This window comes from Pseudoalteromonas sp. P1-16-1b, assembly GCF_001401785.1.
Taxonomy (GTDB): domain Bacteria; phylum Pseudomonadota; class Gammaproteobacteria; order Enterobacterales; family Alteromonadaceae; genus Pseudoalteromonas; species Pseudoalteromonas undina.
Map to the genome: position 1 here is coordinate 1 of NZ_LKGQ01000036.1, position 25,242 is coordinate 25,242.

The 25,242-nt window shown below is 40.0% G+C and carries 28 protein-coding genes; 21 read left to right on the forward strand and 7 right to left on the reverse strand.

What is annotated here, in order from left to right; all coding sequences use genetic code 11:
• Nucleotides 1-734: 734 nt before the first annotated feature.
• Nucleotides 735-2,273 (reverse strand): phosphoenolpyruvate carboxykinase, encoded by a 1,539-nt coding sequence (locus AN392_RS17415; protein ID WP_010392990.1) that lies wholly within the window; start codon nucleotides 2,271-2,273, stop codon nucleotides 735-737.
• A 138-nt stretch (nucleotides 2,274-2,411) separates the two neighbouring features.
• Between AN392_RS17415 and AN392_RS18790 the strand changes: the two genes are divergently transcribed.
• A complete protein-coding gene (locus AN392_RS18790; protein ID WP_008113428.1) occupies nucleotides 2,412-2,540 on the forward strand; it encodes a hypothetical protein in 129 nt (42 codons plus the stop codon).
• On the opposite strand, the gene hslO is transcribed toward AN392_RS18790, so the two are convergent.
• Entirely contained in the window at nucleotides 2,537-3,382 is an 846-nt protein-coding gene (gene hslO / locus AN392_RS17420; RefSeq protein ID WP_055013398.1) for an Hsp33 family molecular chaperone HslO, read from the reverse strand. The two genes, AN392_RS18790 and hslO, sit on opposite strands and share 4 nt — an antisense overlap.
• Nucleotides 3,383-3,394: 12 nt before the next feature.
• Entirely contained in the window at nucleotides 3,395-3,817 is a 423-nt protein-coding gene (gene hslR, locus AN392_RS17425; RefSeq protein WP_010392996.1) for a ribosome-associated heat shock protein Hsp15, read from the reverse strand.
• Between the two features lie 196 nt (nucleotides 3,818-4,013).
• Between hslR and gspC the strand changes: the two genes are divergently transcribed.
• The 13 genes from gspC to AN392_RS17490 all read left to right on the forward strand — a co-directional run bounded on the left by gspC (nucleotide 4,014) and on the right by AN392_RS17490 (nucleotide 16,042).
• The gene (gene gspC / locus AN392_RS17430; protein WP_055013399.1) at nucleotides 4,014-4,958 is read left to right on the forward strand and encodes a type II secretion system protein GspC; all 945 of its coding nucleotides are present in this window, start codon (nucleotides 4,014-4,016) and stop codon (nucleotides 4,956-4,958) included.
• A gap of 23 nt (nucleotides 4,959-4,981) precedes the next feature.
• A complete protein-coding gene (gene gspD, locus AN392_RS17435; protein WP_010393000.1) occupies nucleotides 4,982-7,045 on the forward strand; it encodes a type II secretion system secretin GspD in 2,064 nt (687 codons plus the stop codon).
• Nucleotides 7,038-8,603 carry a type II secretion system ATPase GspE gene (gene gspE, locus AN392_RS17440; RefSeq protein ID WP_010393003.1) on the forward strand — a complete coding sequence of 522 codons (1,566 nt, stop codon included), beginning with the start codon at nucleotides 7,038-7,040 and terminating at the stop codon, nucleotides 8,601-8,603. The genes gspD and gspE overlap by 8 nt, the downstream gene beginning before the upstream one ends.
• Nucleotides 8,604-8,605: 2 nt before the next feature.
• A complete protein-coding gene (gspF, locus tag AN392_RS17445) occupies nucleotides 8,606-9,841 on the forward strand; it encodes a type II secretion system inner membrane protein GspF (RefSeq protein WP_055013400.1) in 1,236 nt (411 codons plus the stop codon).
• A 69-nt stretch (nucleotides 9,842-9,910) separates the two neighbouring features.
• Nucleotides 9,911-10,333 carry a type II secretion system major pseudopilin GspG gene (gene gspG, locus AN392_RS17450; RefSeq protein WP_008113417.1) on the forward strand — a complete coding sequence of 141 codons (423 nt, stop codon included), beginning with the start codon at nucleotides 9,911-9,913 and terminating at the stop codon, nucleotides 10,331-10,333.
• A gap of 49 nt (nucleotides 10,334-10,382) precedes the next feature.
• A complete protein-coding gene (gene gspH / locus AN392_RS17455) occupies nucleotides 10,383-10,970 on the forward strand; it encodes a type II secretion system minor pseudopilin GspH (RefSeq protein ID WP_055013401.1) in 588 nt (195 codons plus the stop codon).
• A complete protein-coding gene (gene gspI, locus AN392_RS17460) occupies nucleotides 10,970-11,344 on the forward strand; it encodes a type II secretion system minor pseudopilin GspI (protein ID WP_010393012.1) in 375 nt (124 codons plus the stop codon). The genes gspH and gspI overlap by 1 nt, the downstream gene beginning before the upstream one ends.
• Nucleotides 11,345-12,010, forward strand: coding sequence for a type II secretion system minor pseudopilin GspJ (gene gspJ, locus AN392_RS17465; RefSeq protein ID WP_010393015.1), 666 nt, complete (start codon nucleotides 11,345-11,347; stop codon nucleotides 12,008-12,010).
• The gene (gspK, locus tag AN392_RS17470; RefSeq protein WP_055013402.1) at nucleotides 12,010-12,996 is read left to right on the forward strand and encodes a type II secretion system minor pseudopilin GspK; all 987 of its coding nucleotides are present in this window, start codon (nucleotides 12,010-12,012) and stop codon (nucleotides 12,994-12,996) included. Before gspJ ends, gspK begins: the two co-directional genes overlap by 1 nt.
• Nucleotides 12,993-14,201, forward strand: a complete 1,209-nt coding sequence (gene gspL / locus AN392_RS17475) for a type II secretion system protein GspL (protein ID WP_055013403.1) — start codon at nucleotides 12,993-12,995, stop codon at nucleotides 14,199-14,201. The genes gspK and gspL overlap by 4 nt, the downstream gene beginning before the upstream one ends.
• Nucleotides 14,198-14,671, forward strand: coding sequence for a type II secretion system protein GspM (gene gspM / locus AN392_RS17480; RefSeq protein WP_010393021.1), 474 nt, complete (start codon nucleotides 14,198-14,200; stop codon nucleotides 14,669-14,671). The genes gspL and gspM overlap by 4 nt, the downstream gene beginning before the upstream one ends.
• A 3-nt stretch (nucleotides 14,672-14,674) precedes the next feature.
• The gene (locus AN392_RS17485; protein ID WP_055013404.1) at nucleotides 14,675-15,433 is read left to right on the forward strand and encodes a type II secretion system protein N; all 759 of its coding nucleotides are present in this window, start codon (nucleotides 14,675-14,677) and stop codon (nucleotides 15,431-15,433) included.
• 21 nt (nucleotides 15,434-15,454) lie between these two features.
• Nucleotides 15,455-16,042: a UPF0149 family protein gene (locus AN392_RS17490; protein ID WP_055013405.1), complete on the forward strand. Its 588-nt coding sequence runs from the start codon at nucleotides 15,455-15,457 to the stop codon at nucleotides 16,040-16,042.
• A gap of 32 nt (nucleotides 16,043-16,074) precedes the next feature.
• Here the strand turns inward: AN392_RS17490 and AN392_RS17495 are convergent, their stop codons facing one another.
• Nucleotides 16,075-16,281 carry a hypothetical protein gene (locus AN392_RS17495; protein ID WP_010393026.1) on the reverse strand — a complete coding sequence of 69 codons (207 nt, stop codon included), beginning with the start codon at nucleotides 16,279-16,281 and terminating at the stop codon, nucleotides 16,075-16,077.
• Nucleotides 16,281-16,640 carry a hypothetical protein gene (locus AN392_RS17500; RefSeq protein WP_010393028.1) on the reverse strand — a complete coding sequence of 120 codons (360 nt, stop codon included), beginning with the start codon at nucleotides 16,638-16,640 and terminating at the stop codon, nucleotides 16,281-16,283. The genes AN392_RS17495 and AN392_RS17500 overlap by 1 nt, the downstream gene beginning before the upstream one ends.
• Before the next feature lie 283 nt (nucleotides 16,641-16,923).
• Between AN392_RS17500 and ccoG the strand changes: the two genes are divergently transcribed.
• The 5 genes from ccoG to AN392_RS17525 all read left to right on the forward strand — a co-directional run bounded on the left by ccoG (nucleotide 16,924) and on the right by AN392_RS17525 (nucleotide 21,240).
• Nucleotides 16,924-18,354 carry a cytochrome c oxidase accessory protein CcoG gene (gene ccoG, locus AN392_RS17505; RefSeq protein ID WP_010393031.1) on the forward strand — a complete coding sequence of 477 codons (1,431 nt, stop codon included), beginning with the start codon at nucleotides 16,924-16,926 and terminating at the stop codon, nucleotides 18,352-18,354.
• 78 nt (nucleotides 18,355-18,432) lie between these two features.
• On the forward strand, nucleotides 18,433-19,407 hold the full coding sequence (locus AN392_RS17510) for a serine/threonine protein kinase (protein WP_055013406.1): 975 nt from the start codon (nucleotides 18,433-18,435) through the stop codon (nucleotides 19,405-19,407).
• A gap of 36 nt (nucleotides 19,408-19,443) precedes the next feature.
• Nucleotides 19,444-20,067, forward strand: a complete 624-nt coding sequence (locus AN392_RS17515) for a thiol:disulfide interchange protein DsbA/DsbL (RefSeq protein ID WP_036980428.1) — start codon at nucleotides 19,444-19,446, stop codon at nucleotides 20,065-20,067.
• Between the two features lie 19 nt (nucleotides 20,068-20,086).
• Nucleotides 20,087-20,725, forward strand: coding sequence for a thiol:disulfide interchange protein DsbA/DsbL (locus AN392_RS17520; RefSeq protein WP_008113400.1), 639 nt, complete (start codon nucleotides 20,087-20,089; stop codon nucleotides 20,723-20,725).
• 62 nt (nucleotides 20,726-20,787) lie between these two features.
• The gene (locus AN392_RS17525; protein WP_055013407.1) at nucleotides 20,788-21,240 is read left to right on the forward strand and encodes a DUF523 domain-containing protein; all 453 of its coding nucleotides are present in this window, start codon (nucleotides 20,788-20,790) and stop codon (nucleotides 21,238-21,240) included.
• A 9-nt stretch (nucleotides 21,241-21,249) separates the two neighbouring features.
• On the opposite strand, the gene trmA is transcribed toward AN392_RS17525, so the two are convergent.
• Nucleotides 21,250-22,347, reverse strand: coding sequence for a tRNA (uridine(54)-C5)-methyltransferase TrmA (trmA, locus tag AN392_RS17530; protein ID WP_055013408.1), 1,098 nt, complete (start codon nucleotides 22,345-22,347; stop codon nucleotides 21,250-21,252).
• Nucleotides 22,348-22,511: 164 nt separating this feature from the next.
• Between trmA and AN392_RS17535 the strand changes: the two genes are divergently transcribed.
• The gene (locus AN392_RS17535) at nucleotides 22,512-23,636 is read left to right on the forward strand and encodes a DUF5610 domain-containing protein (protein WP_010393043.1); all 1,125 of its coding nucleotides are present in this window, start codon (nucleotides 22,512-22,514) and stop codon (nucleotides 23,634-23,636) included.
• Nucleotides 23,637-23,702: 66 nt separating this feature from the next.
• Nucleotides 23,703-24,491: a glutamate racemase gene (murI, locus tag AN392_RS17540; RefSeq protein WP_055013409.1), complete on the forward strand. Its 789-nt coding sequence runs from the start codon at nucleotides 23,703-23,705 to the stop codon at nucleotides 24,489-24,491.
• Here the strand turns inward: murI and AN392_RS17545 are convergent.
• Nucleotides 24,454-24,933, reverse strand: a complete 480-nt coding sequence (locus AN392_RS17545) for an RNA-binding protein (RefSeq protein ID WP_055013410.1) — start codon at nucleotides 24,931-24,933, stop codon at nucleotides 24,454-24,456. The two genes, murI and AN392_RS17545, sit on opposite strands and share 38 nt — an antisense overlap.
• Nucleotides 24,934-25,242: the final 309 nt, after the last annotated feature.

Here is a 25,242-nt window from a genome sequence, read left to right on the forward strand (position 1 = left end):
GTGTAGCATTTGTTATGTGAAAGTAGGACATTACCAGGCTCCAAATAAGAGAAAGCCCGATTCGAAAGAGTCGGGCTTTTTTACGTCTGCAGGAAAGTGAAAATATCTGCTATCAGCCGTCAGCTATCAGCTATCAGCTGCACAGCGTTAACCTGACCATCGTAGCGTGGGTTGAGTATCACGAAGCCCATGGGCAAAATAGCGTAACGTTAACCTCAGAGCCAATGAAACCCATTAAAAACATTAAATGTACCTTGCTATGTGGCTCTCTAGCGCTGTAGGCACTACGATATTTTACTGCGCGGTCACTACTAAGTAGCACACTCACTCCAAAAGCAAGCAAGACTCGAATGACTTGAGCCTTCTTGTGATCGTAGGAGTTTACCAGTAATAGCTAGTGTTGTTTGATGTGCTCTAACAGGGTAAAGAGTGAGGTATTGGACAGGTATACCCTACAGTATTGTTTCATTGCTGATGACAACCCGTAACTGTACTAATGTGACATAGTTTAATAGCGTTTAATTTGAGATATACAAACTAGTAACTGCTACTTTAAAGCTTAATAGGCACTCGGTGAGCCTTTATTAAGAAATGCACAAAACATAGGGAAACGTTTTAGCTAATAGGTGGCTTATCAGCAATTATTAAAGTAACTACGTTGCTGAAGTAAAATAGATAGGATCAAAAACGCCAACTCAAGGTTGGCGTTTTAATTATCAGGCTAAAGGTGATTATTAAACTTTAGGGCCTGCGTTTTTAATTTCGTCAGATACGTCGTATTTAGCAAAATTTTCTGTGAAATCAGATGCTAGCTTAGCCGCATACTCTGCGTATTTAGCTTTGTCTTCCCAGGTATTGATTGGGTTAAGAAGCTTGCTATCTACGCCCGGTACTGCAACTGGTACGTCTAGGTTTAGCACGTCAATGTGTTGGGTTTCTACACCGGCTAATTTTCCAGATACGATAGCATCCACAACAGCTCGTGTTGTTGGAATATCAAAACGCTTACCAATACCGTAAGGGCCACCTGTCCATCCAGTGTTAACTAGGTAAACTTTAGCGCCGAATTCACGTACACGCTTCATTAGAAGCTCTGCGTATACACCTGCAGGACGTGGGAAGAAAGGAGCACCAAAACAGGTTGAGAATGTTGATTCAATATCGCTAGTAGAACCAATTTCTGTAGAGCCTACTTTTGCTGTGTAGCCACTTAGGAAGTGAAATGCTGCAGCTTCTTCGGTTAGTACAGATACCGGCGGTAGTACACCACTCACATCACATGTTAGGAAAACAACAGCCTTAGGCTCACCTGCGCGGTTTTCAACTTTACGTTTTTCAACGTGCTCTAGTGGGTAAGCTGCACGGCTATTTTGAGTTAGGCTGGTATCGTTGAAATCAGGAACACGGTTTTCATCAAGTACCACATTCTCTAAAATTGTACCGAATCGAATAGCATCCCAGATAACAGGTTCGTTCTTTTGAGAAAGGTCGATACATTTAGCGTAACAACCACCTTCGATATTAAATACACTACCTGGTGCCCAGCCGTGCTCGTCATCACCGATTAAGAAGCGAGTTGGATCTGCTGATAATGTTGTTTTACCTGTACCAGATAAACCAAAGAATAATGCGGTATCTCCTGCTTCACCTACGTTAGCAGAACAGTGCATTGGTAATACACCTTTCGCTGGTAGTAGGAAGTTTTGCACAGAGAACATCGATTTTTTCATTTCACCCGCGTAGCGCATGCCAGCAAGTAACACTTTACGTTGTGCAAAGTTAATAATAACTGTGCCATCGCTATTGGTACCATCGCGCTCTGGATCACATACAAACGAAGGTACGTTCATTACTTGCCACTGAGGAAAGTCGGCTTTGTTGTATGATTGTGGTTGGATGAACATATTTTTAGCGAAGATATGGTGCCAAGCAGTTTCTGTTGTTACAACCACTGGAAGGTAGTGCTCTGGATCAGCGCCTACTTCAAGGTGAGAGATAAAGTGGTCGTTGCTTTGCACATGTGCTTCTACACGTGCCCATAAGGCGTCAAACTTATCTGCATCGAATGGGCGATTTACATTACCCCATTGGATTTCATTTTCAGTACTTGATTCTTGAACAATAAAACGATCTTTTGGAGAACGACCGGTACGACGACCAGTGTTAGCTACAAAAGCACCATTGGCGGCTAAAGTCCCTTCGCCACGGCTGATAGCGTGTTCGACAAGTTCAGCTGCAGTTAGATCGACAAAACGGGTAGCGCTTGAAGTCATGTTTATACCTAAATTGTGTGAGATTGAACGGGATAGCTCTGGGTCTTAGTAACCTTTAAGCTGCAAATATAGTAACAGATGGATTAAGGATATTCGAGCTTATAAACGCCGTAAAAACATATAAATTAAGGAAAAAACATGAATAATTTCAATGATACCGGTGTCATGAAAAATGCTCAGCTTGTGATACCGGTGTCATTTTTTGGGCACAAAAAAGCCATAAAAAATTATGGCTATTTTATAGTGTGTTTTAAAAAGCTAGATTAATTAAATATACTTTTTATATCTTGTTCGTTAAATACATAATCTTTTAAACAGTAATGACAGCTAATTTTAATCTCACCATTTTTTTCGACATCATCCAAAAGCGTTTGTTGACCAACATTAACTAAAGCTGTCATCGTTTTTTCGCGATTACAGCCACATTTAAATTGAATTGGTTGAGGGTCAAATACGCGTGGGTTATCTTCATGATAAAGGCGCGTTAGAATAGTATTGGCATCAAGCTCTAGTAGCTCCTCATCTTTAATAGTATTGCTGAGTGCTTCTAAGTGAGCAAAATCTTCAATCGATTTTTGTTTATCTACAGGTAGCACTTGTAAAAATAGCCCACATGCTTTGGCGCTGCCTTCTTCAGTATCAGTTGCAAACCAAAGGCGCGTCTTTAATTGCTCAGACTGCTCAAAATAGCTTTCTATACATTCACTTAATGTATCATGCTCTAAAGGTACTATACCTTGGTAACGCTCACCTTGAGTTGGAGTAATCGTGATAACCATGTAGCCTTGGCCAATGAGCTCTTTTACCGTTGAGCCAGTAACTTCATGTTGTAATCGCGCAATACCACGCATATTTTGTTGATCATCACCATTGATCACCGCATATTTTACGGGGCCATCACCTTGTAGTTGAACTGCAATTTCGCCTTCAAACTTTAACGTTGCTGTTAATAAACAGGTTGCAACAAGCAGCTCACCTAATAATGCTTTAACGGGCTCTGGATAATTGTGTTTCGCAATCATTTCATTGTAAGCGTTGTCTATTTGTACGAGTTCGCCACGAACATCGAGGTTGTCAAATAAATAGCGGTGAAGTAAATCTTGTTGCATGAGCGGCTATACCTAACTTGATTTCATTTTTAAAAGTTCGCGCCTTTGCTTTTTATCTGGTTTTTTATCCGGATGAGGAGCAAAGAAACTGTTATTTTTGCGTGCAATACTATTTTCTTCACGCTTAGCAATACTAGCATCAGATTCTTGATACATGGTCTGTGCAATGGGGGCGCTTTGGCGCTTTTCAAGTATATTTAATACTGTGATGGTTTTTTCATCAACGCCTTGAGCTAGCTTTATAACTGCGCCAATTTCTACAATTTTACTAGCCTTACTGCGTTGCCCATTATAATGTACTTTGCCGCCTTGTACCATTTCTCGAGCTATTGCACGCGTTTTATAAAATCGAGCCGCCCATAACCATTTGTCCAACCTCACTTTAAGTGCGTCAGCGTTTTCTGAGCTGTCATTGAGTTTAGTTTTCTTTGTCATAAAACATCCCTAGTAAATTTACTGCCTAGGTAAATTATCACGAAACCGTTACCGCATGTAGCTATTGCTTGATAGCTGATACGATAAATAAATTAATCTGTTTACAAAGTTTAATATTAGCGTGCTTGTTGAATGAAAAATGAAAAGGTACTATGGCTGAGTGATTTCGTTATAAATTAAAATAAGAACACTACCTATGGAACAGCACGTTCAACAATTTAAGCAGTTATTAAACCGTTTACCGCATGCGAAATTAAGCGCAATGGTTATGGTTTTAGTTGTTGTTTATATTGCATTTTTATTATCAAAACTGATGTGGCTATTATGGCCGCAGCCAGTAATGTCTCCTCTTGCCCCTATCAGCTATTCTAACCAAACTATGGGTGGCAATAACCAGTCTGTAGACTCGATCATTGAGCAATTTTTATTTGGTAAAGTAAATGTAACAAAAAACACCAATACTGCTTCGCAAACTAAAGTCATTAATAATGCCCCTGAAACGCGTCTTAGTATTAATTTAACCGGTATCGTTGCTGTTAGTAATGATGATAAGGCGGGAATGGCTATTATTGAGTCGCAAGGTCGCCAGACGAGTTATTTAGTAGAGGATGTGGTGCAAGGTACACGTGCAAAAGTATCGCAAATACTCCCAGATCGTGTGATTCTAGATGTAAGTGGTCGCTTTGAAACCTTAATGCTTGATGGGCTCGACTTTACCAAAACAGTGTCTATGCCGGTACTCGCTGCGCGAGATGAGTCTGAAATGGGGCCTTTAGCGCCTTCAGCACAAAGCGATGAACAAATTGATGCCACTGCCAACCTTGAGGTGAAAGAAGCATTAATAGAAACTCGCGAAGAGCTTTTAGAAGAACCTGGCAAGCTATTTGATTATATACGTGTTTCTCAAGCGATGAATGATGGGGAACTTATAGGTTATCGTTTGAGTCCAGGTAAAGAGCCCGAACTATTTAAACAAATGGGATTACAAAATAACGATTTAGCCGTGGCAATTAACGGTTATCAATTAACAGATTTAAAACAGGCAATGGCAGCAATGAATGAGCTGCGAAACAGTACAGATGCAACTATCACAATAGAGCGTGATGGTGAGCAAATAGATGTACTATTTAGTCTGCAATAACTTAGCTTTGGAGTTTTAACATAATGGTTCAGGTGCTACACCTCAAAAAAATTAAAAAAGGGTTAGCTAAGTATGCAGCACTTTTTTTAGCGGCAAGTCTTTCTATGTCGGTTGCTGCTGTTGAATACGCTGCTAACTTTAAGGGCACAGATATTAATGAGTTTATTAATATTGTTGGCAAAAACCTTAATAAAACCATCATTATTGATCCTAACGTGCGTGGCAAAGTAAATGTACGTAGTTACGAATTAATGGATGAGGCACTTTACTATCAGTTCTTTTTAAATGTTTTAGAAGTTTACGGTTATTCAGCCGTCGAAATGGATAACAACATAATAAAAATAGAAAAAAGCTCAGATGCTAAAAAATCAAACGTGCCATTAATTACTGCTGATAGCCAAGCGCTTGGCGATATGATGATTACACGGGTTGTGCGAGTTAAAAATGTAAGCGTACAAGAATTAGGTCCTTTAGTTCGCCAATTTAGCGACCAAAAAGACGGCGGTCACGTTGCTAACTTTAATGCGGCCAACGTAATGATGCTAACTGGTCATGCAGCCTCGGTTAACCGCTTAGTAGAAATTATTCGCTCTGTTGACCAAGCGGGTGATAAGCGAGTCGATATCGTTAAGCTTAAGTTCGCAACGGCTGATGATGTTGTCTCTGTAGTAGAGAATATATACAAAGACAGTGGTAAGGGTAGCGTACCTGAGTTTTTAATTCCTAAAGTGGTGGCTGATGGTCGTACTAATAGTGTGATTGTTAGTGGTGAAGGCCAAGCACGCACACGGGCCATTGAGCTCATTAAACGTTTAGATGGCGAACTGGAAAGCCAAGGTAATACTAAAGTGTTTTACCTCAACTACGCAAAGGCCGAAGATTTAGTAAAAGTACTCCAAGGTGTGAGCAAATCGCTAGCAGAGGACACGCAAGGTGGAGCTACTAAATCACGTAGTAGTAATAAAAACGACACTAGCATTGAAGCTCACCCAGATTCAAATTCATTAGTCATTACCGCCCAGCCAGATACTATGCGTTCACTAGAATCTGTTATTGAGCGCTTAGATATTCGCCGCGCACAAGTGCTAGTGGAAGCCATTATTATTGAAGTAATGGAAGGCGATGGCGTTAACTTTGGCCTGCAATGGATTTCAGAAGAAGGCGGCATGCTGCAATTTAACAACGGTACAACAGTACCTGTTGGCTCTTTAGCCGTAGCGGCTGAGCAAGCCCGTGATAAAACGGTGACTAAAAACATTATTGGTACTGAATCAGGTACTGTCACCAAATATGATGAAACAACTGAAGGCGATTACGGCCCGCTTGCATCATTACTTGGTGGCATTAATGGTTTGGCCATGGGGGTAATTAAAAATGACTGGGGTGCAATCGTACAAGCAGTATCTACCGATACTAATTCTAATATCCTAGCGACTCCATCTATTACCACTATGGATAACGAAGAGGCGTCTATTTTAGTTGGTCAAGAAGTGCCTATTATTACCGGTTCACAAACAGGTAGTAACAATGAAAATCCATTTCAAACGGTTGAGCGTCAAGAAGTGGGTATAAAACTTAAAGTGACACCACAAATTAACGATGGTTCTGCAGTGCAATTAACCATTGAGCAAGAAGTTTCCAGTGTAAGTGGTGCAACAGCAGTTGATATTTCAGTCAATAAACGCGCAATTAAAACAACCGTGATGGCCGATGATGGCGGCATGGTGGTATTAGGCGGCTTGATAGATGAAGATGTGCAAGAAAGCGTGTCAAAAGTACCATTACTAGGCGACATCCCTATTTTAGGGCACTTATTTAAGTCAACTAATACAACGAAGCGTAAGCGTAATCTTATTGTATTTATAAGACCGACCATTATTCGCGATGGCGTTAGCATGAATAAACTTAGCTTTAATAAATATAACTTTATTCGCGGCGAGCAATTTAAAAAACGTGAAGATGGTATTAATTTGATGCCAAAGTCAGACACGCCTATTTTACCTGAGTGGAATGACGAACTAGTGCTACCTCCTACGTACGAAGAGCATTTACGCAAACAAAATGCACAAGAGCGTAATGATGACTAATGCGATAGAAGATATTAATCAAGATGTTGTTCATCCAATTACTCACAGTAATGATGAACAGCTTGCTCAAGATGACTTAATTGAACTGCCTGCAAAACGTTTGCCGTTTTCATATGCCAGACGAGTGGGTGCGTTACTTAGTAAACATAAGGATAACCGAGTTGTTTACTACCGTGGCGAGTTGGATGTTGATGTATTATTAGAAGTGCGCCGTATTGCAGGACATGGCTTTACACTTGAGCAACTAGAAGATGATAAGTTTGAGCTATTACTAGAAGCATCGTATCAACGTGATAGCTCAGAAACTCAGCAAATGATGGAAGACATTGGTAATGAGGTTGATTTATTCTCACTAGCTGATGAGCTACCTCAAACTGAAGACTTACTTGCTGGTGACGACGATGCACCTATTATAAAGCTGATTAATGCCATGCTCAGTGAGGCAATTAAAGAAGGTGCCTCTGATATCCACATTGAAACATTTGAGCAAGAGCTGGTTATTCGTTTTCGAGTGGATGGCGTACTCAAAGAAGTTCTAAAGCCTAATCGTAAACTAGCCTCTTTGCTGGTATCGCGTATTAAAGTAATGGCCAAACTCGATATTGCAGAAAAACGCATACCGCAAGATGGCCGTATTAGTTTACGTATAGCTGGGCGCGCTGTAGATGTGCGTGTGTCGACTATGCCATCGAGCTTTGGTGAGCGCGTGGTACTGCGTTTGCTTGATAAAAACAATGCACGTTTAAATCTAGAAGACTTAGGTATGACAGCTCGAAACCGAGAGCTGTTTGCCGACTTAATTAGCAAGCCTCACGGTATAATCTTAGTAACAGGCCCTACAGGCTCTGGTAAAAGTACCACGCTATATGCAGGTATGAGCCAAATTAACTCGCGGGATCGCAATATTTTAACGGTTGAAGATCCAATCGAGTACGAAATTCCTGGCATTGGCCAAACACAGGTTAATACCAAGGTTGATATGACCTTTGCCCGTGGTCTGCGCGCCATTTTACGTCAAGATCCTGATGTAGTTATGGTCGGTGAAATACGAGATTTAGAAACAGCCCAAATTGGTGTGCAAGCATCACTTACTGGCCACTTAGTTATGTCTACGTTACATACTAATACCGCCTCAGGTGCAATCACTCGTATGGAAGATATGGGCGTTGAGCCGTTTTTATTATCGTCTTCATTACTCGGCGTGTTATCCCAGCGCTTAGTACGTACTCTATGTAATAGCTGTAAAGAAGGTCACGTTGCAGATGAGCGTGAATGTGAATTACTCGGCGTACCGTTTGACAATGCACCGACGATTTACCGCGCGGTAGGATGTGAAGAGTGTAACTTTAATGGCTACCGAGGTCGTACTGGTATTCACGAGTTATTAGTTGTCGACGAAACCATTCGTGAAATGATCCACAGCGGTAAAGGTGAGCAAAGCGTAGAGAAATACATTCGTAAGCACAGCCCAAGCATTCGTCAAGATGGCTGCAGCCGTGTGCTTGCAGGTAAAACAACGCTTGAAGAAGTACTGCGCGTAACGCGTGAGGAAGGCTAGCTATGGCAGCGTTTGAATACCGCGCATTAGATGGCCGGGGAAAAGAAAAAAAAGGTATTTTAGAAGCCGATACAGCTAAGCAAGTTCGTCAGCTTCTGCGCGATCAAAAGCTCACACCACTTGAGGTGGTGCCTGCTGCGCAAGATGACAAACAAGTTAAAGGTCAAAAAGTACCTTTACTCGGTTCTTTATTTAAACCAACCATATCAACTGCCGATCTCGCTTTGATCACTCGTCAGCTTGCAACCTTAATTCAGTCTGCCCTTCCTGTAGAAGGGGCGGTGATGGCGGTTGCTGAGCAGTGTGAAAAACCACGCTTAAAACGTATGTTAATGTCGGTGCGCTCCAAAGTAGTGGAAGGTTATACCCTGGCTGATGGGATGAGTGAGTTTCCGCATGTATTTGACGATTTATACCGCGCTATGGTCGCGGCAGGTGAAAAGTCAGGTCACTTAGATCAAGTGCTCAACAGGCTAGCTGATTATACCGAGCAGCGCCAACATATGCGCAGTCAAATTACGCAGGCTATGGTGTATCCGATTATTTTGGTGGTGTTTGCTATTGGTATTGTTTCGGTGTTATTAGGTACCGTAGTACCTAAAATATTAAAAACGTTCGAAAAAACCAAACAAGTTTTACCTTGGACTACCGAGTGGGTTATGGCAGGTAGTCATTTTGTGCAAAATTACTGGTTTATAAGTTTGCTGGTGATCACCGCTACCGTGGTTGGAATCAAGTATGCGCTTAAAAAACCTAAGGTACGGTTTTGGTGGGATGCAAAAGTATTACATATGCCCGGCATAGGTAAGGTTGCCAGAGGGATTAACACCGCGCGCTTTGCTCGTACTTTAAGTATTTTATCGTCAAGTTCAGTACCGCTACTAGAAGGAATGCGTATTTCTGGTGGGGTATTAGTTAACGAAAAAATCAAACAAGCTGTGGCTGATGCCGCAGAAAGAGTAAGTGAAGGGGCAAGCCTACGTGCTTCACTGCAGCAAACTAAGTTGTTTCCACCAATGATGCTGCATATGATAGCCAGTGGTGAAAAGTCTGGTGAACTTGAGCAAATGTTAGAGCGAGCTGCTAACAATCAAGATCGCGAGTTTGAAAGTATGGTCAATGTGTCATTAAAATTATTAGAACCCGCAATGATTGCCTCTATGGCAGTCATTGTACTGTTTATAGTAATGGCAATTTTGCAACCTATTATGGCGATGAATAAGGCTGTTGGCCTTTAATTATTTTTTATATTAATGATTTACTTAAATCATTTTTGCTTAGTGTTTTTAGAATAACGAGGTAATAACGTGAATAAACAATCAGGTTTTTCTTTATTAGAAGTGATGGTGGTATTGGTTATCATCGGGATGATCATGTCGATTGTGGCACCTAATATTATGGGGCAGCAAGAAGAAGCGGCTATTGATAAAGCGCATTTAGATATTCAGCAGTTAGAAGATGCTATGAGTTTGTACAAGCTTAAAAATAAAAGCTACCCAAGTACAGAGCAAGGTTTAGAGGCATTAGTTACTAAAACCAGTATTGAGCCCATTCCAAAGCGCTTCCCTGATGGTGGCTTTATTAGCAAATTACCAGAAGATCCGTGGGGTAATAATTACCAACTAATTAGCCCAGGAGAGATTGGTAAGTTTGACATTTTTTCTATGGGACCCGATGGCGAACCGGCTACCGATGATGATATTGGTAACTGGGATGAAGATAAACAGTAATGGGCATTAACTTAATCATACGCTTAAACTTAGTTGATTGGGGTTTACCATGCGGGTAAACCTTAAGCACCTGAGTGCGAAGCAATTTGGTTTTAGTTTAATAGAAATTTTAGTGGTATTGGTGATCATCGCCTTTGCCACCAAAATGGTGGTATACAGCTTAGATGGCGGCGCAGAGGAAGAGCTAGATAAGCAAGCAAGTAGGCTGCATACCACCATTAATGCCGCATCGGAATTTGCCGTACTTAATCAGGTAGAGTTAGGTCTATTAGTTGATCAAAATACGCTTGAGTTTTTAGTGTTTGATGGCGAAAAGTGGACCAGCTTTGAGCGGGAAGAGTTATTTAAACCAATTGAGTTTGACCAGCAATTTAAAGTAACACTTAATCTAGAAGACCTACCTTGGGCACAAGATAACTTATTAGAGCAGTCTAACTGGCGTGAGTTAATGAGTGGCGATAATGAAGATAGTTTATTAGAACTTAAAAAATTAAAAGTTCCTCAAGTACTTCTTTTATCCTCTGCTGATGTAAGTGCATTTCAGCTTATGCTTGAGTTAAAAGATCAGGCGGAGCCGGTATATTTTATTGAAGGTAAATTTGCAGCGCCAGTTGATTTTCGTCGAGAGCCCCAATAATGAAAAAATACCAAGGTTTTACCTTATTAGAAGTCTTAGTTGCGCTAAGTATTTGTGCTATGGCGGGTATTGCTGCAATGCAAGCAACTGGTGAGCATATTCATCACTTATCGAGTATTGAAGAGCAAACGTATGGCTCATGGGTAGCCGAGAATGTATTGGTAGAACAACGAACGAAAGGCGAGAAATGGCAAGGTAAAAATGGTACCCGCGGCACTGAGATGATGGCGGGGATTGAATGGTTTTGGCGCCAAGATGTTGTGCCCACTGCTGATAAGAGCTTTGTAAAGGTCACTATTAATGTGTTTACAGATGATAAGTATGAAAATTCAATTTATGAGTTAAGTACTTACTTAAATAAAGGTAAGCCATAAGTGAAGCAGCGCGGTTTTACATTATTAGAAGTGATGGTGGCACTAGGGGTGTTGGCGTTTGTTATTATGGCCACCCACCAAATACTTGATACCACCACGCGTGCCAAAGAAGCATCAGATGAAAAAATTGCTGAGCTAAATGGGTTACAAACAGCCTTTAGGTTAATGGATCAAGACTTTAGCCAAATGACTAAACGTCAAGTGCGTAATGAAGCTGGGGATTTTCAAGAGAGTTACTTACTTGCAGGGCGCTACATTTTAGAAAGCCAGCTTGATGGCATTGCCTTTGTGCGTGATGGTTGGATGAATCCCATTAATTTGCTTCCTCGCTCAGAGCTGCAAGCTGTTGGTTATCGAGTAATTGATGACAACTTAGAACGAGTATATCGCATTTATGTTGATCAACTTGATAATATGGAGCCTCGTAGCCAAGTTGTTTTAGCTGACGTAGAAGAGCTTAAGTTTGAGTTTTTAGATGGTAACGCAGAGTGGCAAGAAAACTGGCAAATTAAGGCGTTACCTAAAGCGGTAGCTGTAACGTTAAAGCAAATGAACGCAGAACCAATTAGGCGCGTTTTTTTAGTGCCAGGACTCGGTAAAGAGTTACCTAAACCAGTTAATGATGGTACTAACCAATCGCAACCAAATGGCCGAGGAACGCCTTGATGAATCAAAAAACATCACGCGGCGCGGCGTTAGTTATTGTGTTATTTATTGTCGCGCTGGCTGCTATTTTAGCCGTAGAAATGAGTGCGAACTTAATGTTACAGGTTCAAAGAAGTACTAACTTGCAGAGTCAGCAACAGGCTAAATGGTATGCTTATGGCGCTGAAGAATTAGCTATTAAAGGCTTAATTCAAAGTAAAAAAGACGATCCAGAAAAAACCACCTTAGCGCAGCCGTGGGCAAAGCAAGGTGATGTTAAGTATCCAGTTGATAACGGCACGTTAAGCGGTCAGTTAACTGATTTACAAGCCTGTTTAAACTTAAATGCGCTTGGTGCTGAGCCTGACCCAAACAGTACTAATAAAACGAACCCTGCGCATAAAGCGTTGTTTGCCATATTAGAAAATATAGAAGACTTACCCAGTGATGAGTCTGAAGAAGGTATGGCTGATAGTGTTTTTGACTGGTTAGATAAAAATAGTATTACGTATCGCTCAGGAGCTGAAGAAGGCGAGTATTTATCGCGTCAGTTTCCGTATATGACAGCAAATAGCCTATTTGCTTCGGTATCTGAACTGCGTTTAATTAAAGGATTTAACCCTTTAGTGATGGAAAAGGTGTTGCCTTATGTCTGTGTGATCCCAGGCAGTACGTTACTTTCAATTAATGTTAATACAGTCACTGAAGAGCAAGCTTTATTGCTCAGTGGCCTAATAGACGAACTGAGTGTTTCGGGTGCTCAAGCGGTAATCGCAGCGCGACCTGAAAATGGCTTTGATAATATTGAAGAGTTTTTTGAGTCTGTTAAACAACAAGGCGGCAAAAATATCAAAGCAGTAGAAAAGCTTTTTAGTTTAAAAAGTGAATATTTTAAATTACAAACGCAGGCAAAATTTGTTGATTTGCGTTTTTCGATGACCACATTACTGTATGCCAGCAATGGCGAGGTAACGATACTGGCGCGAAAATTTGGAGGCGTACAGTGACAGAGATACTGTTGATCCGCACGGGTCAAACCGAGCAAGATTTACTTAACTGGTTAATATACTCACCACAAGAACAAGAAATAATAGCCAGTGGCGAGCTACAAAATGCCAATCAGTTAAGTGAACTAACTGAAAAAGCATTAACCCGAGAACTTGTGGTACTTTTACCATGTGACCAGGTGCAATTAAAAACGGTGACACTGCCAACAAAGTGGAGCCGTAAATTAGAGCAAGCATTGCCCTATATGCTCGAAGAAGATCTTGCATGCGATATAGACGACATTTATATCGCGCTTGGGGAGCCAACTATGGTTGATGAGCAGCATGCAATTAAGATTGCGCTAACGAACCGTGATTGGTTTGAGCACTGGTTAGAAGTATTTGAACAACATCAACTCACCCCATATCAAATAGTACCGGATGCATTGCTATTGCCAGGCGCTGAAGAGTCATGTGTTACTGCCATCGAACTTAATAAACAGTGGCTCTTTAAACAAGGTGACTGGCATATTAGCGCGGTTGAAAGCAGTTGGCTAAAAGAGTATTTTGTAGCATTAGGCAACCCAGATATCAAGCATTACAGCCCTGCTGATCAGTTTCCTGAAGCACTTAACTTATATCCGCAAACAAGTGACTATGAGTTACCGTTAGCATTATTTGCTAAACAACTTGATAAACTTAAGTTTAATTTGCGTCAAGGACCTTACACCCTTAAAAAGAAAACTGCGTTATGGTGGGGTTACTGGAAAAGTGCTGCCATAATTAGTGTGGTTGCCTTGGTATCAAGTGTGACTATTAAAGCGGTTGAATTGCATCAGCTTAATTCGCAGCTAGAAGTAGCTAAATCGCAAGTCTTAGAGCGATATCAAAAAGCCTTTCCCGGCACACGAGTACGCCCTCATTTAATTAAAAATCAAATACAGGGTGCATTGAATAAAGTACAAGGTGTTAGCGATGCTGGCTTTTTAGATTTAACCAGTAAATTGGTTAGCGTGTTTTCGCAAGTGAATGAGTTTACGCCACAAACATTACGCTTTGACAAACGCCGTAATGAATTGCGCATTCGAGCGCGTGGTAAAGACTTTCAAACTTTTGGTAAGGTTAAAGCCATTCTAGAGCAGCAAGGGGTTACTGTTGAGCAGGGCTCGTTAAATAATGATGGCGATTTTATCGTCGGCGAAATCAGACTGCGAGGTGCACAATGAAGCAGCAGTTAATGCAATATTGGCGTTCATTAAAAGAGCAAGAGCAACAATTAATTATGGTTGCAGGCGGTGTATTTATCATCTTTGTTTTGGTGATGGGGGTTTTTAGGCCTTTAAATACTGCAATAGAGCGAGCGCAGCAATCACAAATAAAGCAGCAAGAATTGTTAGCCTGGGTAGACGAGAGTATTGTTAAGCTCAAAGCCGCGGGTAAAACGCAAGCTGTGAGTAATCAAAATCTCAGCCAAATAGTTAATAATACGCGCGGCCGTTACAGCATTAATATTAGTAAAATGCAGCCTAATGATAACTCACTTCGTTTAACGCTCGACTCAGTAGAGTTTAATCTATTAATCCAATGGATTGACGAGCTCGTTAATCAGCATGGTTTAAGCGTAGAAAATCTAGATTTAAGCCAAGATGATAAATCCGGTTATGTACGCGTAAGCCGTTTAGTATTAGAGAAGTAGTTAATGAAAAAAATAATAATATTATCCATCGTTTTTTTAATGAGCTTTATTGTTTTTAGCGTTATTAAATTACCGGCTGCGGTTGCTGTAAATTTAGCTAAACCGTATTTTCCACCGCAGCTAGAAATAGGACAAACAGTTGGCACGTTGTGGCAGGGGCAGGTGATGCAGCTGCGCTTTGAAGGTGAGCAATTAAATAATGTACGCTGGGATATATCTGGCTGGTCGTTATTTAAAGCTCAAGTAAATACTAACTTACGTTTTGGTAACCCTCGCGAACGCAGTGACATATCTGGCTATGCGGATATTAGTTATTCACTAGCAAATGATGAGCTTAAAATAACTGATACCGTAGTGCGTTCAACGGTTGAGCGAGCAATGCAGCGAATTGATTTACCGTTACCAGTTACTGCTAAAGGGCGTGTAATTTTAGAGCTTGATGAATACGTTTCTGGGGCGCCATATTGCCAATCACTACAAGGTGAAATAGCCAGCCCTGATATTGACGTACAAGGTTTAACTGGTTGGTTCAATATTGGTGATCTCAGTGGCAAATTAAGTTGTAAGTCGGGCGATGTTGCTATACTCATCGAGCCAGACAATAGATTAGGGCTTGAGGCAGATGCTACACTAAAGGCTAATTTTGACTTTAAAGTTGCGGGATATGTTAAACCTGATCTAACTTTACCCAAAGAAGTTCATGACGCGGTGAAGTTTTTAGGCAGACCAGATAACCAAGGTCGTTACCCACTTAAATTTTAATATTTTATATAAAGAGTTTTAATGCAAATACCTCAGTTTACTGAGCAGCATGCCAAGCTGCTCAGCGAGTTTTTAAATACCCAATCAGGCGCAATGAGCCTTACCCAAAGCCAAGGTTATTTATTTGGCGTTATATGTTCACCTGAGCCGCTAGAAGTTCACCAATGGTTAGAAAATATTCTCCCTGATACAGCAAACGACCTTGATGAAGACATGTTATTTTTGTTTATGGCATTACACCATCAGGTGAGTGAGCAAGTATTTGAGTTGGGTTATAAGTTACCCGCTGAGTTTGAATATGAGTTTTGCCAGCAGTGGTCAGCGGGTTTTTTAACCGCAAGCCAAGCGTATACCCATAAGTTACTAGCAAGTGAGCAACTAGACATTCAATATAAGCAAGCGCTTGAAAGCGCACAGGCTACGCTCAGTTTTTTTGCTCTCGATAAACCAATCATTACGCAAATTGCACAGCAAAATAATATTGATGAATTACACTTATGTGAGCAGCAGTACGAGTTAATGGGCGACTTTGCATTAGGTTTTGCTGAACTTATCGAAATTGTAGCGCTTAACAGTGGCTTGTATACTGATGAAGGGTGGGAGGAGTAAGTTTTCTAGCGCTTAAACGTTGTTCTTAACACCTAACCGCCAATTTCTAATTCAATATCAGTGCAACCTTGTTTGCACTGTATTACTCCTTTACCGGGTTCGCTGGTGGCTAAGTTAAGGGTTAATACGCCATTACAATGTTCGCATTTTAACGTTTTACCCTGTGCCAATTGCTTAAGCATGGTGCGATGTTTATGAAATGAGTTACTTGCTTTTTTATTTAATCCAGAAAAATCCATTACTTTACTCTCGCTTGCGCTAATGACTCTTTGATAATACGACATACAGTAAGTAATCGTTCTTCGTAAAAATAGAGGTTTAGATCACCTTGGCGACAATAGCGTAGTTCAAATAACTTGACTGATTCATCCGTAGTAAATGTTTTAGCAACATAGTCTTGCTCAGAACGAGAAAGTGCTAACTGTTGATTCACTTTATTTCTCGTCATGGTTGCTACAGGAAAGCGATCTACTTTAGTTGAGCTGCTTAACAAACCGATACCATCACCGAGCAACCGTTCGCGCGGCTCTTTTACCAAAGGATGATCAACGGTAAAAAATGCTAGGATCACAACCACTAGTATAAAAAATTTCTTCATAAATATACAAACCTTGATCCAAACAACACTTTAGTAGCCGGCAAGTGTAATAAAATACACCTTAAAAGCAAGTCACAAATTGAATAAATTATTAGCAATCTAGTCAGTAATTTTAGCTAATATGCGTATAATAAGAGGCAGTAGTTAGATATTTCTGAAATATCTGAAAGTACACAAGTGCGACTTAAAGCGTATTATGTTTAGCATGCAAGTTGCTACACTTAGGCGAAAAGTACAAAAAGATTGCTGAATTTTTATTTCCTAGCGGCGTTGAGGAACTTCAATGGATAAGCAAATTAAAGTAAAAAACATACCAACAGAGGTTAAGATCCAAAAACCTGATCTGAGCCGTCAAGAAGATAGATTTAACCCCCGCAATCGCATTTATGTACGTGCGGTTACAGGGCTTCATCAATTACTAAGACAACGCATTGGCTTTTTAGGCATGCTAGCGTTTATGTTATTGCCTTGGATCAACTTTAATGGCCAGCAAGCTGTTTTGTTTGAGCTAATGGAGCAAAAGTTTAATATTTTTGGTTTAACCCTATGGCCACAAGACTTCACTATTCTTGCATTTATTTTTATGCTTGCGGCGTTTGCTCTATTTTTAGTGACTACTTTTTATGGCCGCGTATGGTGTGGCTATACCTGTCCGCAAACAGTATGGACCTTTATTTTTATTTGGTTTGAAGAAAAGTTTGAGGGCAGTGCTAACCAACGTAAAAAGTTAGACCAACGGCCAATGGATTTTGACAAATTCTGGCGAAAAACCGCAAAGCACACTAGTTGGGTGTTATTTTCTTTGTATACCGCGTTAACTTTTGTTGGTTATTTTACGCCTATTCGCGAACTACTCCCTGAATTTGTAACCTTTAACGTAGGCGGTTATGCCTTAGTTAGTATTATTGTATTTACTATTTGTACTTATGGTAACGCGGGTTGGATGCGCGAGATTATGTGTTTACATATATGCCCATACTCACGTTTTCAGTCAGCAATGTTTGATAAAGACACCTTTACTGTAAGCTACGATGAAGCGCGTGGTGAAAACCGCGGGCCACGGTCACGTAAACAAGACCCAAAAGAGCTGGGGTTAGGTGATTGTATTGACTGTAACTTGTGTGTGCAAGTTTGCCCAACTGGGATTGATATTCGTAATGGTCTGCAATACGAGTGTATAAACTGTGGCGCGTGTATTGACGCCTGTGACGGCGTAATGGACAAAATGAATTATCCTCGAGGGCTTATCTCTTATACCACTGAGCGTAACTTGGAAACCCCAGAGAATAAAACTCATCCGCTGCGTCCTAAGCTGATTGGTTACAGTATTATTTTAGTCTTACTTACCGGTGCGTTGGTAGCCAATATAGCTATGCGTAAACCTATGGACTTTGATATTATCCGTGATCGCAATCAGTTGTATCGTGTCGATTTTAATGGCTTAGTTGAAAACACCTACACCTTAAAAGTGATTAATAAGGCACAGTACGAGCAAACATTCTCTATTGATGTTAAAGGGTTAGATAACTATAAATACATAGGTGATACCACCTTTACGGTGAACGCTGGTGAATCGCATAATGTGCCGTTATCATTAGTAATGGACCCTTATGATTTAAAAGCGCCAATGACCGAGTTTAACTTTGTACTGTCGCCAATAAACGAACCCGATAACCAAATATCGCAGCAAAGTAACTTTTTTAAAGCGCGATAAAGAGTCTGTATTAAAAGACGAACACTGATATTAACAAAAAAGCGGGATATTCCCGCTTTTCTTTTATATAAGAAGTATATGAGTAAATTTAGCTTTATTGACTTAACCCCAGATCTTATTTTGGATGCCATCGAAAGCGTTGATATTTACGCTGAGTCAGGGTTGCTAGCGCTAAATAGCTACGAAAATCGAGTGTATCAATTTGTAGCTGAGGGTGGAAAACGTTACGTTGTTAAGTTTTATCGGCCTGAGCGCTGGAGCAAAGCACAAATTCAAGAGGAACATGATTTTGCTTTTGAACTGGCAGCCGCAGAAGTACCGGTCGTTGCGCCAATAAAGCATAATGGGCAAAGCTTATTTGAACACCAAGGATATTTATTTACTTTATTCCCAAGTGTAGGCGGGCGTTTATTTGAAGTCGATAATTTAGATCAGCTTGACGTACTAGGGCGTTTAATTGGTCGCATGCACCAAGTAGCGAAAACGCAGCCCTTTACCCAAAGACCAATCGTTAGTTGTGATGAATACCTGCATACAGCTAAAGTTCATTTACAAAAAAGTAATTTAGTCCCTATGGGACTAGAGACTTCCTTTTACACTATTTTAGATTTAGTTATTGCCCAAGCGCAGCTGCAATATAAAAATGTAGACAGTATTCGCTTACACGGAGACTGCCATGCTGGTAATATTTTATGGGCTGGGGATGCGCTGATGTTTGTTGATTTAGACGATAGCCGCCAAGGACCTGCAATTCAAGATTTATGGATGATGCTCAGTGGCGATCGACAAACACAGCTGTTACAGTTAGACACTTTAGTGAATGCGTATGAAGAGTTTTGCGATTTTGATCACTCACAGCTGAAGCTGATCGAACCGCTTCGCGCCATGCGTATGATTCATTACATGGGTTGGGTTGCAAAACGTTGGAGCGATCCAGCTTTTGTACGGAACTTTTCATGGTTTGCAGATGACAAATACTGGGAGCAACAAATTTTAGCGCTTAAAGAACAGCTTGCAGCTTTGCAAGAAGCCCCGTTAAAATTATTGCCATAATATTTTTATTTAAAAAAGAAGTATAACGAGATATTCATGCTTAAAAAATTAAAACTAAGTTTACTGATCCTATGTTTACCTTTCGCAGCACTAGCTGCCAACTTTGAAGCAGGTAATCAATATACTGTGATTGACGTTGAAAAGAGTAAAACGCCAAACGTAACCGAATTCTTCTCTTTCTATTGCCCGCACTGTTTTAAATTTGAGCCGGTAGCAAAAGGGATTGCAGAAAACTTACCTGAAGGGGCTGAGTTTGTAAAAAATCATGTTAACTTTTTAGGGGGCGTTTCACCACAAGCACAAAGTAACCTGAGCTTTGCTTACTTAATTGCAAAAAAACATGGTCAAGCCGAAGCAGTAACAGCGCAAATTTTTAAAAGCATCCATATTCAGCGTGCACCATTAACAGAAATTAAAGACGTTAAGAAGTTATTAGAGCTTAACGCAATTGATAACAGCACATTTGATAATGATATTGCTAGTTTGCCTATCATAGCAGCTGAACGTGCCATGCAAGATAAGCAGAATAAATATTCTGAGCTTGGCGCATTAACTGGCGTACCTACATTTATCGTAAATGACAAATATAAAATCAATATTAATACAATCAAGAGCCAACAAGAACTTGATGAGTTAATTAGCTTTTTACTAAAACTATAATTTTTGGAGCACCATAATAATGATCAAATTAGTTAAAGCAGGGTTGCTTGCTGTATTACTCCCTTTAGCTGCAACCAGTTTTGCTGCCACTTACGAAGAGGGCGTACATTATGATGTCGTCTCTGATCGTGCAACCAGAAAGCCAGAAGTAAAAGAGTTTTTCTCTTTTTACTGCCCTGCATGTAATAACATGGAGCCACTGCTTGCTGAGATCAAACCTAAGCTAGACAAAAACGTAAAGTTCAAGAAAAGCCATGTGGATTTCGTGGGCGTTCGTGACCCAGAACATCAAACCATGATCAGCCAAGCACTAGCTACTGCTGAAGTACTACCGCAAAAAGATAAAATTATTTCAGCGATGTTTGACCACATTCACGCAAAGCGTGCTCGTTTTAATGAGCTTGCAGATGTAAAAGATGTATTTTTAGCGCAAGGTGTAGATGGCGACAAATTTGATAAATTATTTGAAAGCTTTTCGGTACGTACACTGAGCTCTAAAATGAAGCGCGACCAAGATTACTTTAAAGGAAAAGGGGCACTGCGTGGCGTTCCAACATTTATTGTTAATGGTAAATATAAGCTTAACTTAGGTGGCGAGTCAGGTATTTCATCGCCAGAAGATGTAAGCGCACTTATTAACTACTTAGCAAATAAATAAGTAGTTTAGTGAAATAAAAAAGCTCCGAAAGGAGCTTTTTTATTTGGAGAAGAAAATTCATTATGGAAAAAATTTTAATCTCAAGTTGTTTGTTAGGTTTGCCAGTTCGTTATGATGGTAAAGGCCAAACAATATTGCACCCTCAACTTAATTTGTGGCAAAAGCAAAATAGATTAATCGTATTTTGTCCTGAGATTGCTGGTGGTTTACTCGTGCCTAGAGCGCCCGCTGAGATAAAGCAAAATCGAGTTATTACAAATACTGCTGAGGATGTAACAAGTGCATTTGAAGCTGGCGCTAGTAAAGCATTAGCCCTTTGTAATAAGCATAATATTCGCTTTGCTTTACTAAAAGAGTCTAGTCCTTCGTGTGGCCGTAATACAATTTATGATGGAAGCCATAGTGGGGTGAAAGTAAAAGGCATGGGGCTGACCGCTAAGTTATTGGTAAAGAATCACGTTAAAGTATTTAGTGAAGAGCAAATACCAGCACTTATCAAGGCGCTGGTATTATAGTATTAGATTTTATTTTTTCTGTAAAAATACACCAGATTCAATATGGTGTGTGTAAGGGAACTGATCAAATATTGCAAAGCGCTTAACCTCATGGGTTTGCGTTAAGTGATCAAGATCACGCTCTAACGTATCTGGGTTACATGATATATAAATAATATTCTCATAGTTAGCCACTAAATCACACGTTAGGGTATCCATGCCAGCACGAGGTGGGTCGACTAGAATGGTTTGGCAGTTGTAACTACGAAGGTCAATACCATCTAAGCGAGAGAAAGTACGCTCGCCTTTCATTGCCTGAGTAAACTCTTCGCTCGACATGCGAATAATATCTAAGTTAGTTACTTTGTTTTGAGCAATATTATATTGCGCTGAATGCACAGACGATTTTGATATTTCTGTTGCCAGCACTTTATTAAATGAGCCCGCAAGTGCAATTGAAAAGTTTCCGTTACCACAATACAGCTCTAGTAAATCATTGTTTAGTGGTTTACATAGCTCTTGTGCCCACTCTAACATTTTAATATTCACCTTCGCATTAGGCTGAGTAAAGCTATTTTCTACCTGTTGATAGATTAGCTCTTGGCCATTTACCACTAAACGCTCAGTAACAAAGTCATCGCCTAATTTTTCTTTTTGCTTACGTGCACGGCCAATAAAGTCAATTTTGTACTGGCTACTTAGCTTTTCCTTTAAGGCATTAATCTCAGTTAACCAGTGTTCATCAAGTGGCTTGTGATAAAGCAAGCTCACTAAAATTTCACCGCTGAGGGTCGATAAATAATCTATTTGGAATAATTTACGACGCAGTACTTCGCAGCCTTTTAAGTTATCAATCATTACCTGCATAACTTCACCTACTAAAGGAGCTGCAGGATCAAAGGTATCGACACGTATTTTATCTTTCGTTTGTTGATCAAACATAATATGAAACAGATCGTCACCATCGTGCCATACTCTAAATTCTGCACGTTGACGGTAGTTAATAGGCTCAGAGCTAAATACTTCTAACTGTTTTACACCGAAACGTTGAAACTGCTCTGTAATACGCTGCTCTTTTTCATTTAATTGTGCATCGTACTGCGTGGTATCTATATTTATAACTGCCATTAACGGTATAACCTTATCGTTGGGATCTGTTTATCGGCGCTATTGTAGGGAGCGAAGCGTATTTGTCTAGTTTTGATCAAATATAGTGAGCTTTTTTTAAGCATTTTACTACAGTATAGGCTTACTTGGCCGATAAAAGAGTAAGTCTAAATAGGAGTCTTCTCATGAAAATAGGTAACTTTAGTTTTGTTCCAAACAGCAATGCCAATAAATACAATACTAAGCAAGCAATGCCACAGCCTAAAATAGACTCCCCACCAACTAGCTATCAGCAACGCGGAAAAGAATTGGCTGCTGCCGTATTGGGTGACAAAATGGCAAAAGAATTAGGCTTGCCGGTTGCTGAAGCGAAAAAAGACAAACCATTATTTGATTTTAATGAAGTAGTCAAAAATGTTTTAGACTTTGTGACCAGCTCAGTAAAAAAAGCCAAAGCCAATGGTGCCGATGATGACAAGCTACAAGATATACTCAACCAGGCACGTAAAGGCGTGCAAACAGGTGTTGATGAAGCTGTCGATGAATTAAAAGGTATGGGCGTATTTAATCAAGAGCTTGAAGAGGGTATTGATAAATCAAAAGAGGGCATCTTTAATGGCCTTGATAAATTTGAGCAGAACTTATTTAATCCTCAGCCAGCAAGCGTAACGGTTAGTCAATCGCAATATGTGAACCTTAGTAACAGCGCTGATTATACTTTTACCACCGCAGAAGGTGATGAGGTGAGTATTAGTTTTGCAGACGCTTACCAATCCCAGTCATCTAGTCGCTATCAGCAAACTGAAAGCTCACAAGCATTTAGTACGCAATTTTCTGAGTCTCGTGAGTTGTCATTTTCTATGTCAGTAAATGGAGAGCTTAATGAAGACGAACAGCAAGCTATAAATGATTTAATGGCAGAGTTACAAGATGTAAGTAAAACCTTTTTCAGTGGCGACTTAGATAAAGCATTTGAACAAGCCCAAGAACTCAGCTTAGGAAATGAACAGCTGGTGGCATTTTCAATGGACTTACGTCAAAGCAAAACTGTGGCAGCTATTAAAGAGTATGAACAAATTAAGCCAACCTCAGAAAAGGCCATTGCCGAAACTGTCGCACCTTTTAATGATGATCTAAAATCGGCTTACTCTAAAGCGCAAGCACTAGGATTAGAAAGCCAGCTATCAGGTATCATTCAATGGCTAAATCAAGATCAACAAGAAATAGATAAACTGGTTGATTACACTAACACCATGTTTGAAAACTTAGATAAATTAAACACAGCTACTGCAAAACTAGACGCTGAGTAAAACTACTTTCTTTTATAAAAGCCTCATGGCAAACTGCCGTTCTAAGTAAAGAGTAGGAATGGTAGTTTGTCAGCGCACATCATGGTATTTGATTCAGGTATAGGTGGAACCACAGTACTTGAGCATATTCAGCAAAGCATTCCTCACGCTCAATATAGTTACTTCATGGATAATGCATTATTGCCTTATGGTGCACAGTCGCAGCAGACTATAATTAGTCGCTTATGTGGACTAATCCAATTTATCAAAAATGAGTCGCTCAATGTCGACTTAATTGTTATAGCCTGCAATACCGCCTCAACATCTGCATTAAGTGCGGTACGTCAAATAACAGATATTCCAATTGTAGGGGTTGTACCTGCGATTAAGCCCGCAGCACAAATAACACAATCAAAGCATATTGGATTATTGGCAACCCCTGCTACAGTAGCAAGTTCATATACGGATACACTGATTAAAGAGCATGCCTCACTTATAACTACAAGCTTATATAGTAGTGTTGAATTGGTCACCCTGGCAGAAACATTCTTTTTTACCCAATACTTAGATATAGAAAAGCTGCACGCTGAGTTAAACCGATTAAATATTAATAAAGATATCGATGTGCTGGTATTAGGCTGTACTCACTTTCCTATTCTTGCTAAACCAATTAGTGATTACTTTAAAGCACATATAGAGTTGTTAGATTCTGGTGCGGCTATTGCTAAGCGAGTTAGATCTTTACTGAATTTAAGCGATGATCAAGCAGGCATAAAAAAGCCGCTGCGGTATTATGCAACGGCTGATATATATAGTGATAAACTAGCCGTTAAGCAAGTTACACTGTTTGATCCGACTCTGAACGATAAGAGTTAGAATCATCTTCTTGTTTTTGTTTTGCTTCACGTACTTTTAAAGTACGTTGTTGGAACTCACTATCATTTAACTTAGCAATTGCGTTATCCGCATCAGCTTGAGCCATTTCAACAAAACCAAAGCCGCGACGTTTGCCAGTATTCTTATCTTTCAATAAACGAACATTAAATACCTTGCCTTGCTCTTCGAACAAAGCACGTACAACGCCTTCATTTGCGCGATAAGGAAGATTGCCAACATAAAGTGTTTTTGTTTTTACTTCGGCTTCTTCTGCACTTACTGATGACATTGCAGCAATGACAAGTCCACCAATTAATAAACCAGCACCAAATAGTAGTGCAGGGTCTAATGCTAGGCTTGCAAGTGCAAACTTAACGATAACAAAACCAACAACAGCAAGAATAACTGCAAAGATAAAAGATTTTTGATCGGGTAATTTCATTTTGATCTACCAATAAACAGGAAATAAACATTAATTTAACATTGTGAACTTGCTATCTTAACGTCTTAATTGAACATAGCAATGAAATTTATAGTAAATAGTTAATAAGAGTGCAAAAAACGACCTAAAGTAAGCTCTTTCCATACCATTTTGATACTATTTGCCTGAAAGTTGAGCAAACAGTAAGAAGATCTAAAAAAAAGGTTGATCTGTTTTCGGATCTCCCTATAATGCGACCCCACTGAGACGGGGAACGCCAACGCATAGCGAGGCACGAGCTACTCAGAGAGTTAAATAAAACTTGAGTTT

Excerpts from the sequence above, each read along its gene's own strand:
- AN392_RS17495 (WP_010393026.1), bottom strand. The coding sequence starts at position 16,281 with ATGGATTTTTCTGGATTAAATAAAAAAGCAAGTAACTCATTTCATAAA.
- ccoG (WP_010393031.1), top strand. The coding sequence starts at position 16,924 with ATGGATAAGCAAATTAAAGTAAAAAACATACCAACAGAGGTTAAGATC.
- AN392_RS17525 (WP_055013407.1), top strand. The coding sequence starts at position 20,788 with ATGGAAAAAATTTTAATCTCAAGTTGTTTGTTAGGTTTGCCAGTTCGT.
- trmA (WP_055013408.1), bottom strand. The coding sequence starts at position 22,347 with ATGGCAGTTATAAATATAGATACCACGCAGTACGATGCACAATTAAAT.
- AN392_RS17545 (WP_055013410.1), bottom strand. The coding sequence starts at position 24,933 with ATGAAATTACCCGATCAAAAATCTTTTATCTTTGCAGTTATTCTTGCT.
- gspF (WP_055013400.1), top strand. The coding sequence starts at position 8,606 with ATGGCAGCGTTTGAATACCGCGCATTAGATGGCCGGGGAAAAGAAAAA.
- gspC (WP_055013399.1), top strand. The coding sequence starts at position 4,014 with ATGGAACAGCACGTTCAACAATTTAAGCAGTTATTAAACCGTTTACCG.
- AN392_RS17485 (WP_055013404.1), top strand. The coding sequence starts at position 14,675 with ATGAAAAAAATAATAATATTATCCATCGTTTTTTTAATGAGCTTTATT.
- AN392_RS17535 (WP_010393043.1), top strand. The coding sequence starts at position 22,512 with ATGAAAATAGGTAACTTTAGTTTTGTTCCAAACAGCAATGCCAATAAA.
- AN392_RS18790 (WP_008113428.1), top strand. The coding sequence starts at position 2,412 with ATGAATAATTTCAATGATACCGGTGTCATGAAAAATGCTCAGCTTGTG.
- gspH (WP_055013401.1), top strand. The coding sequence starts at position 10,383 with ATGCGGGTAAACCTTAAGCACCTGAGTGCGAAGCAATTTGGTTTTAGT.
- AN392_RS17510 (WP_055013406.1), top strand. The coding sequence starts at position 18,433 with ATGAGTAAATTTAGCTTTATTGACTTAACCCCAGATCTTATTTTGGAT.
- AN392_RS17490 (WP_055013405.1), top strand. The coding sequence starts at position 15,455 with ATGCAAATACCTCAGTTTACTGAGCAGCATGCCAAGCTGCTCAGCGAG.
- gspI (WP_010393012.1), top strand. The coding sequence starts at position 10,970 with ATGAAAAAATACCAAGGTTTTACCTTATTAGAAGTCTTAGTTGCGCTA.
- hslO (WP_055013398.1), bottom strand. The coding sequence starts at position 3,382 with ATGCAACAAGATTTACTTCACCGCTATTTATTTGACAACCTCGATGTT.
- gspE (WP_010393003.1), top strand. The coding sequence starts at position 7,038 with ATGACTAATGCGATAGAAGATATTAATCAAGATGTTGTTCATCCAATT.
- AN392_RS17520 (WP_008113400.1), top strand. The coding sequence starts at position 20,087 with ATGATCAAATTAGTTAAAGCAGGGTTGCTTGCTGTATTACTCCCTTTA.
- AN392_RS17500 (WP_010393028.1), bottom strand. The coding sequence starts at position 16,640 with ATGAAGAAATTTTTTATACTAGTGGTTGTGATCCTAGCATTTTTTACC.
- AN392_RS17515 (WP_036980428.1), top strand. The coding sequence starts at position 19,444 with ATGCTTAAAAAATTAAAACTAAGTTTACTGATCCTATGTTTACCTTTC.
- gspM (WP_010393021.1), top strand. The coding sequence starts at position 14,198 with ATGAAGCAGCAGTTAATGCAATATTGGCGTTCATTAAAAGAGCAAGAG.
- gspK (WP_055013402.1), top strand. The coding sequence starts at position 12,010 with ATGAATCAAAAAACATCACGCGGCGCGGCGTTAGTTATTGTGTTATTT.
- gspD (WP_010393000.1), top strand. The coding sequence starts at position 4,982 with ATGGTTCAGGTGCTACACCTCAAAAAAATTAAAAAAGGGTTAGCTAAG.
- hslR (WP_010392996.1), bottom strand. The coding sequence starts at position 3,817 with ATGACAAAGAAAACTAAACTCAATGACAGCTCAGAAAACGCTGACGCA.
- AN392_RS17415 (WP_010392990.1), bottom strand. The coding sequence starts at position 2,273 with ATGACTTCAAGCGCTACCCGTTTTGTCGATCTAACTGCAGCTGAACTT.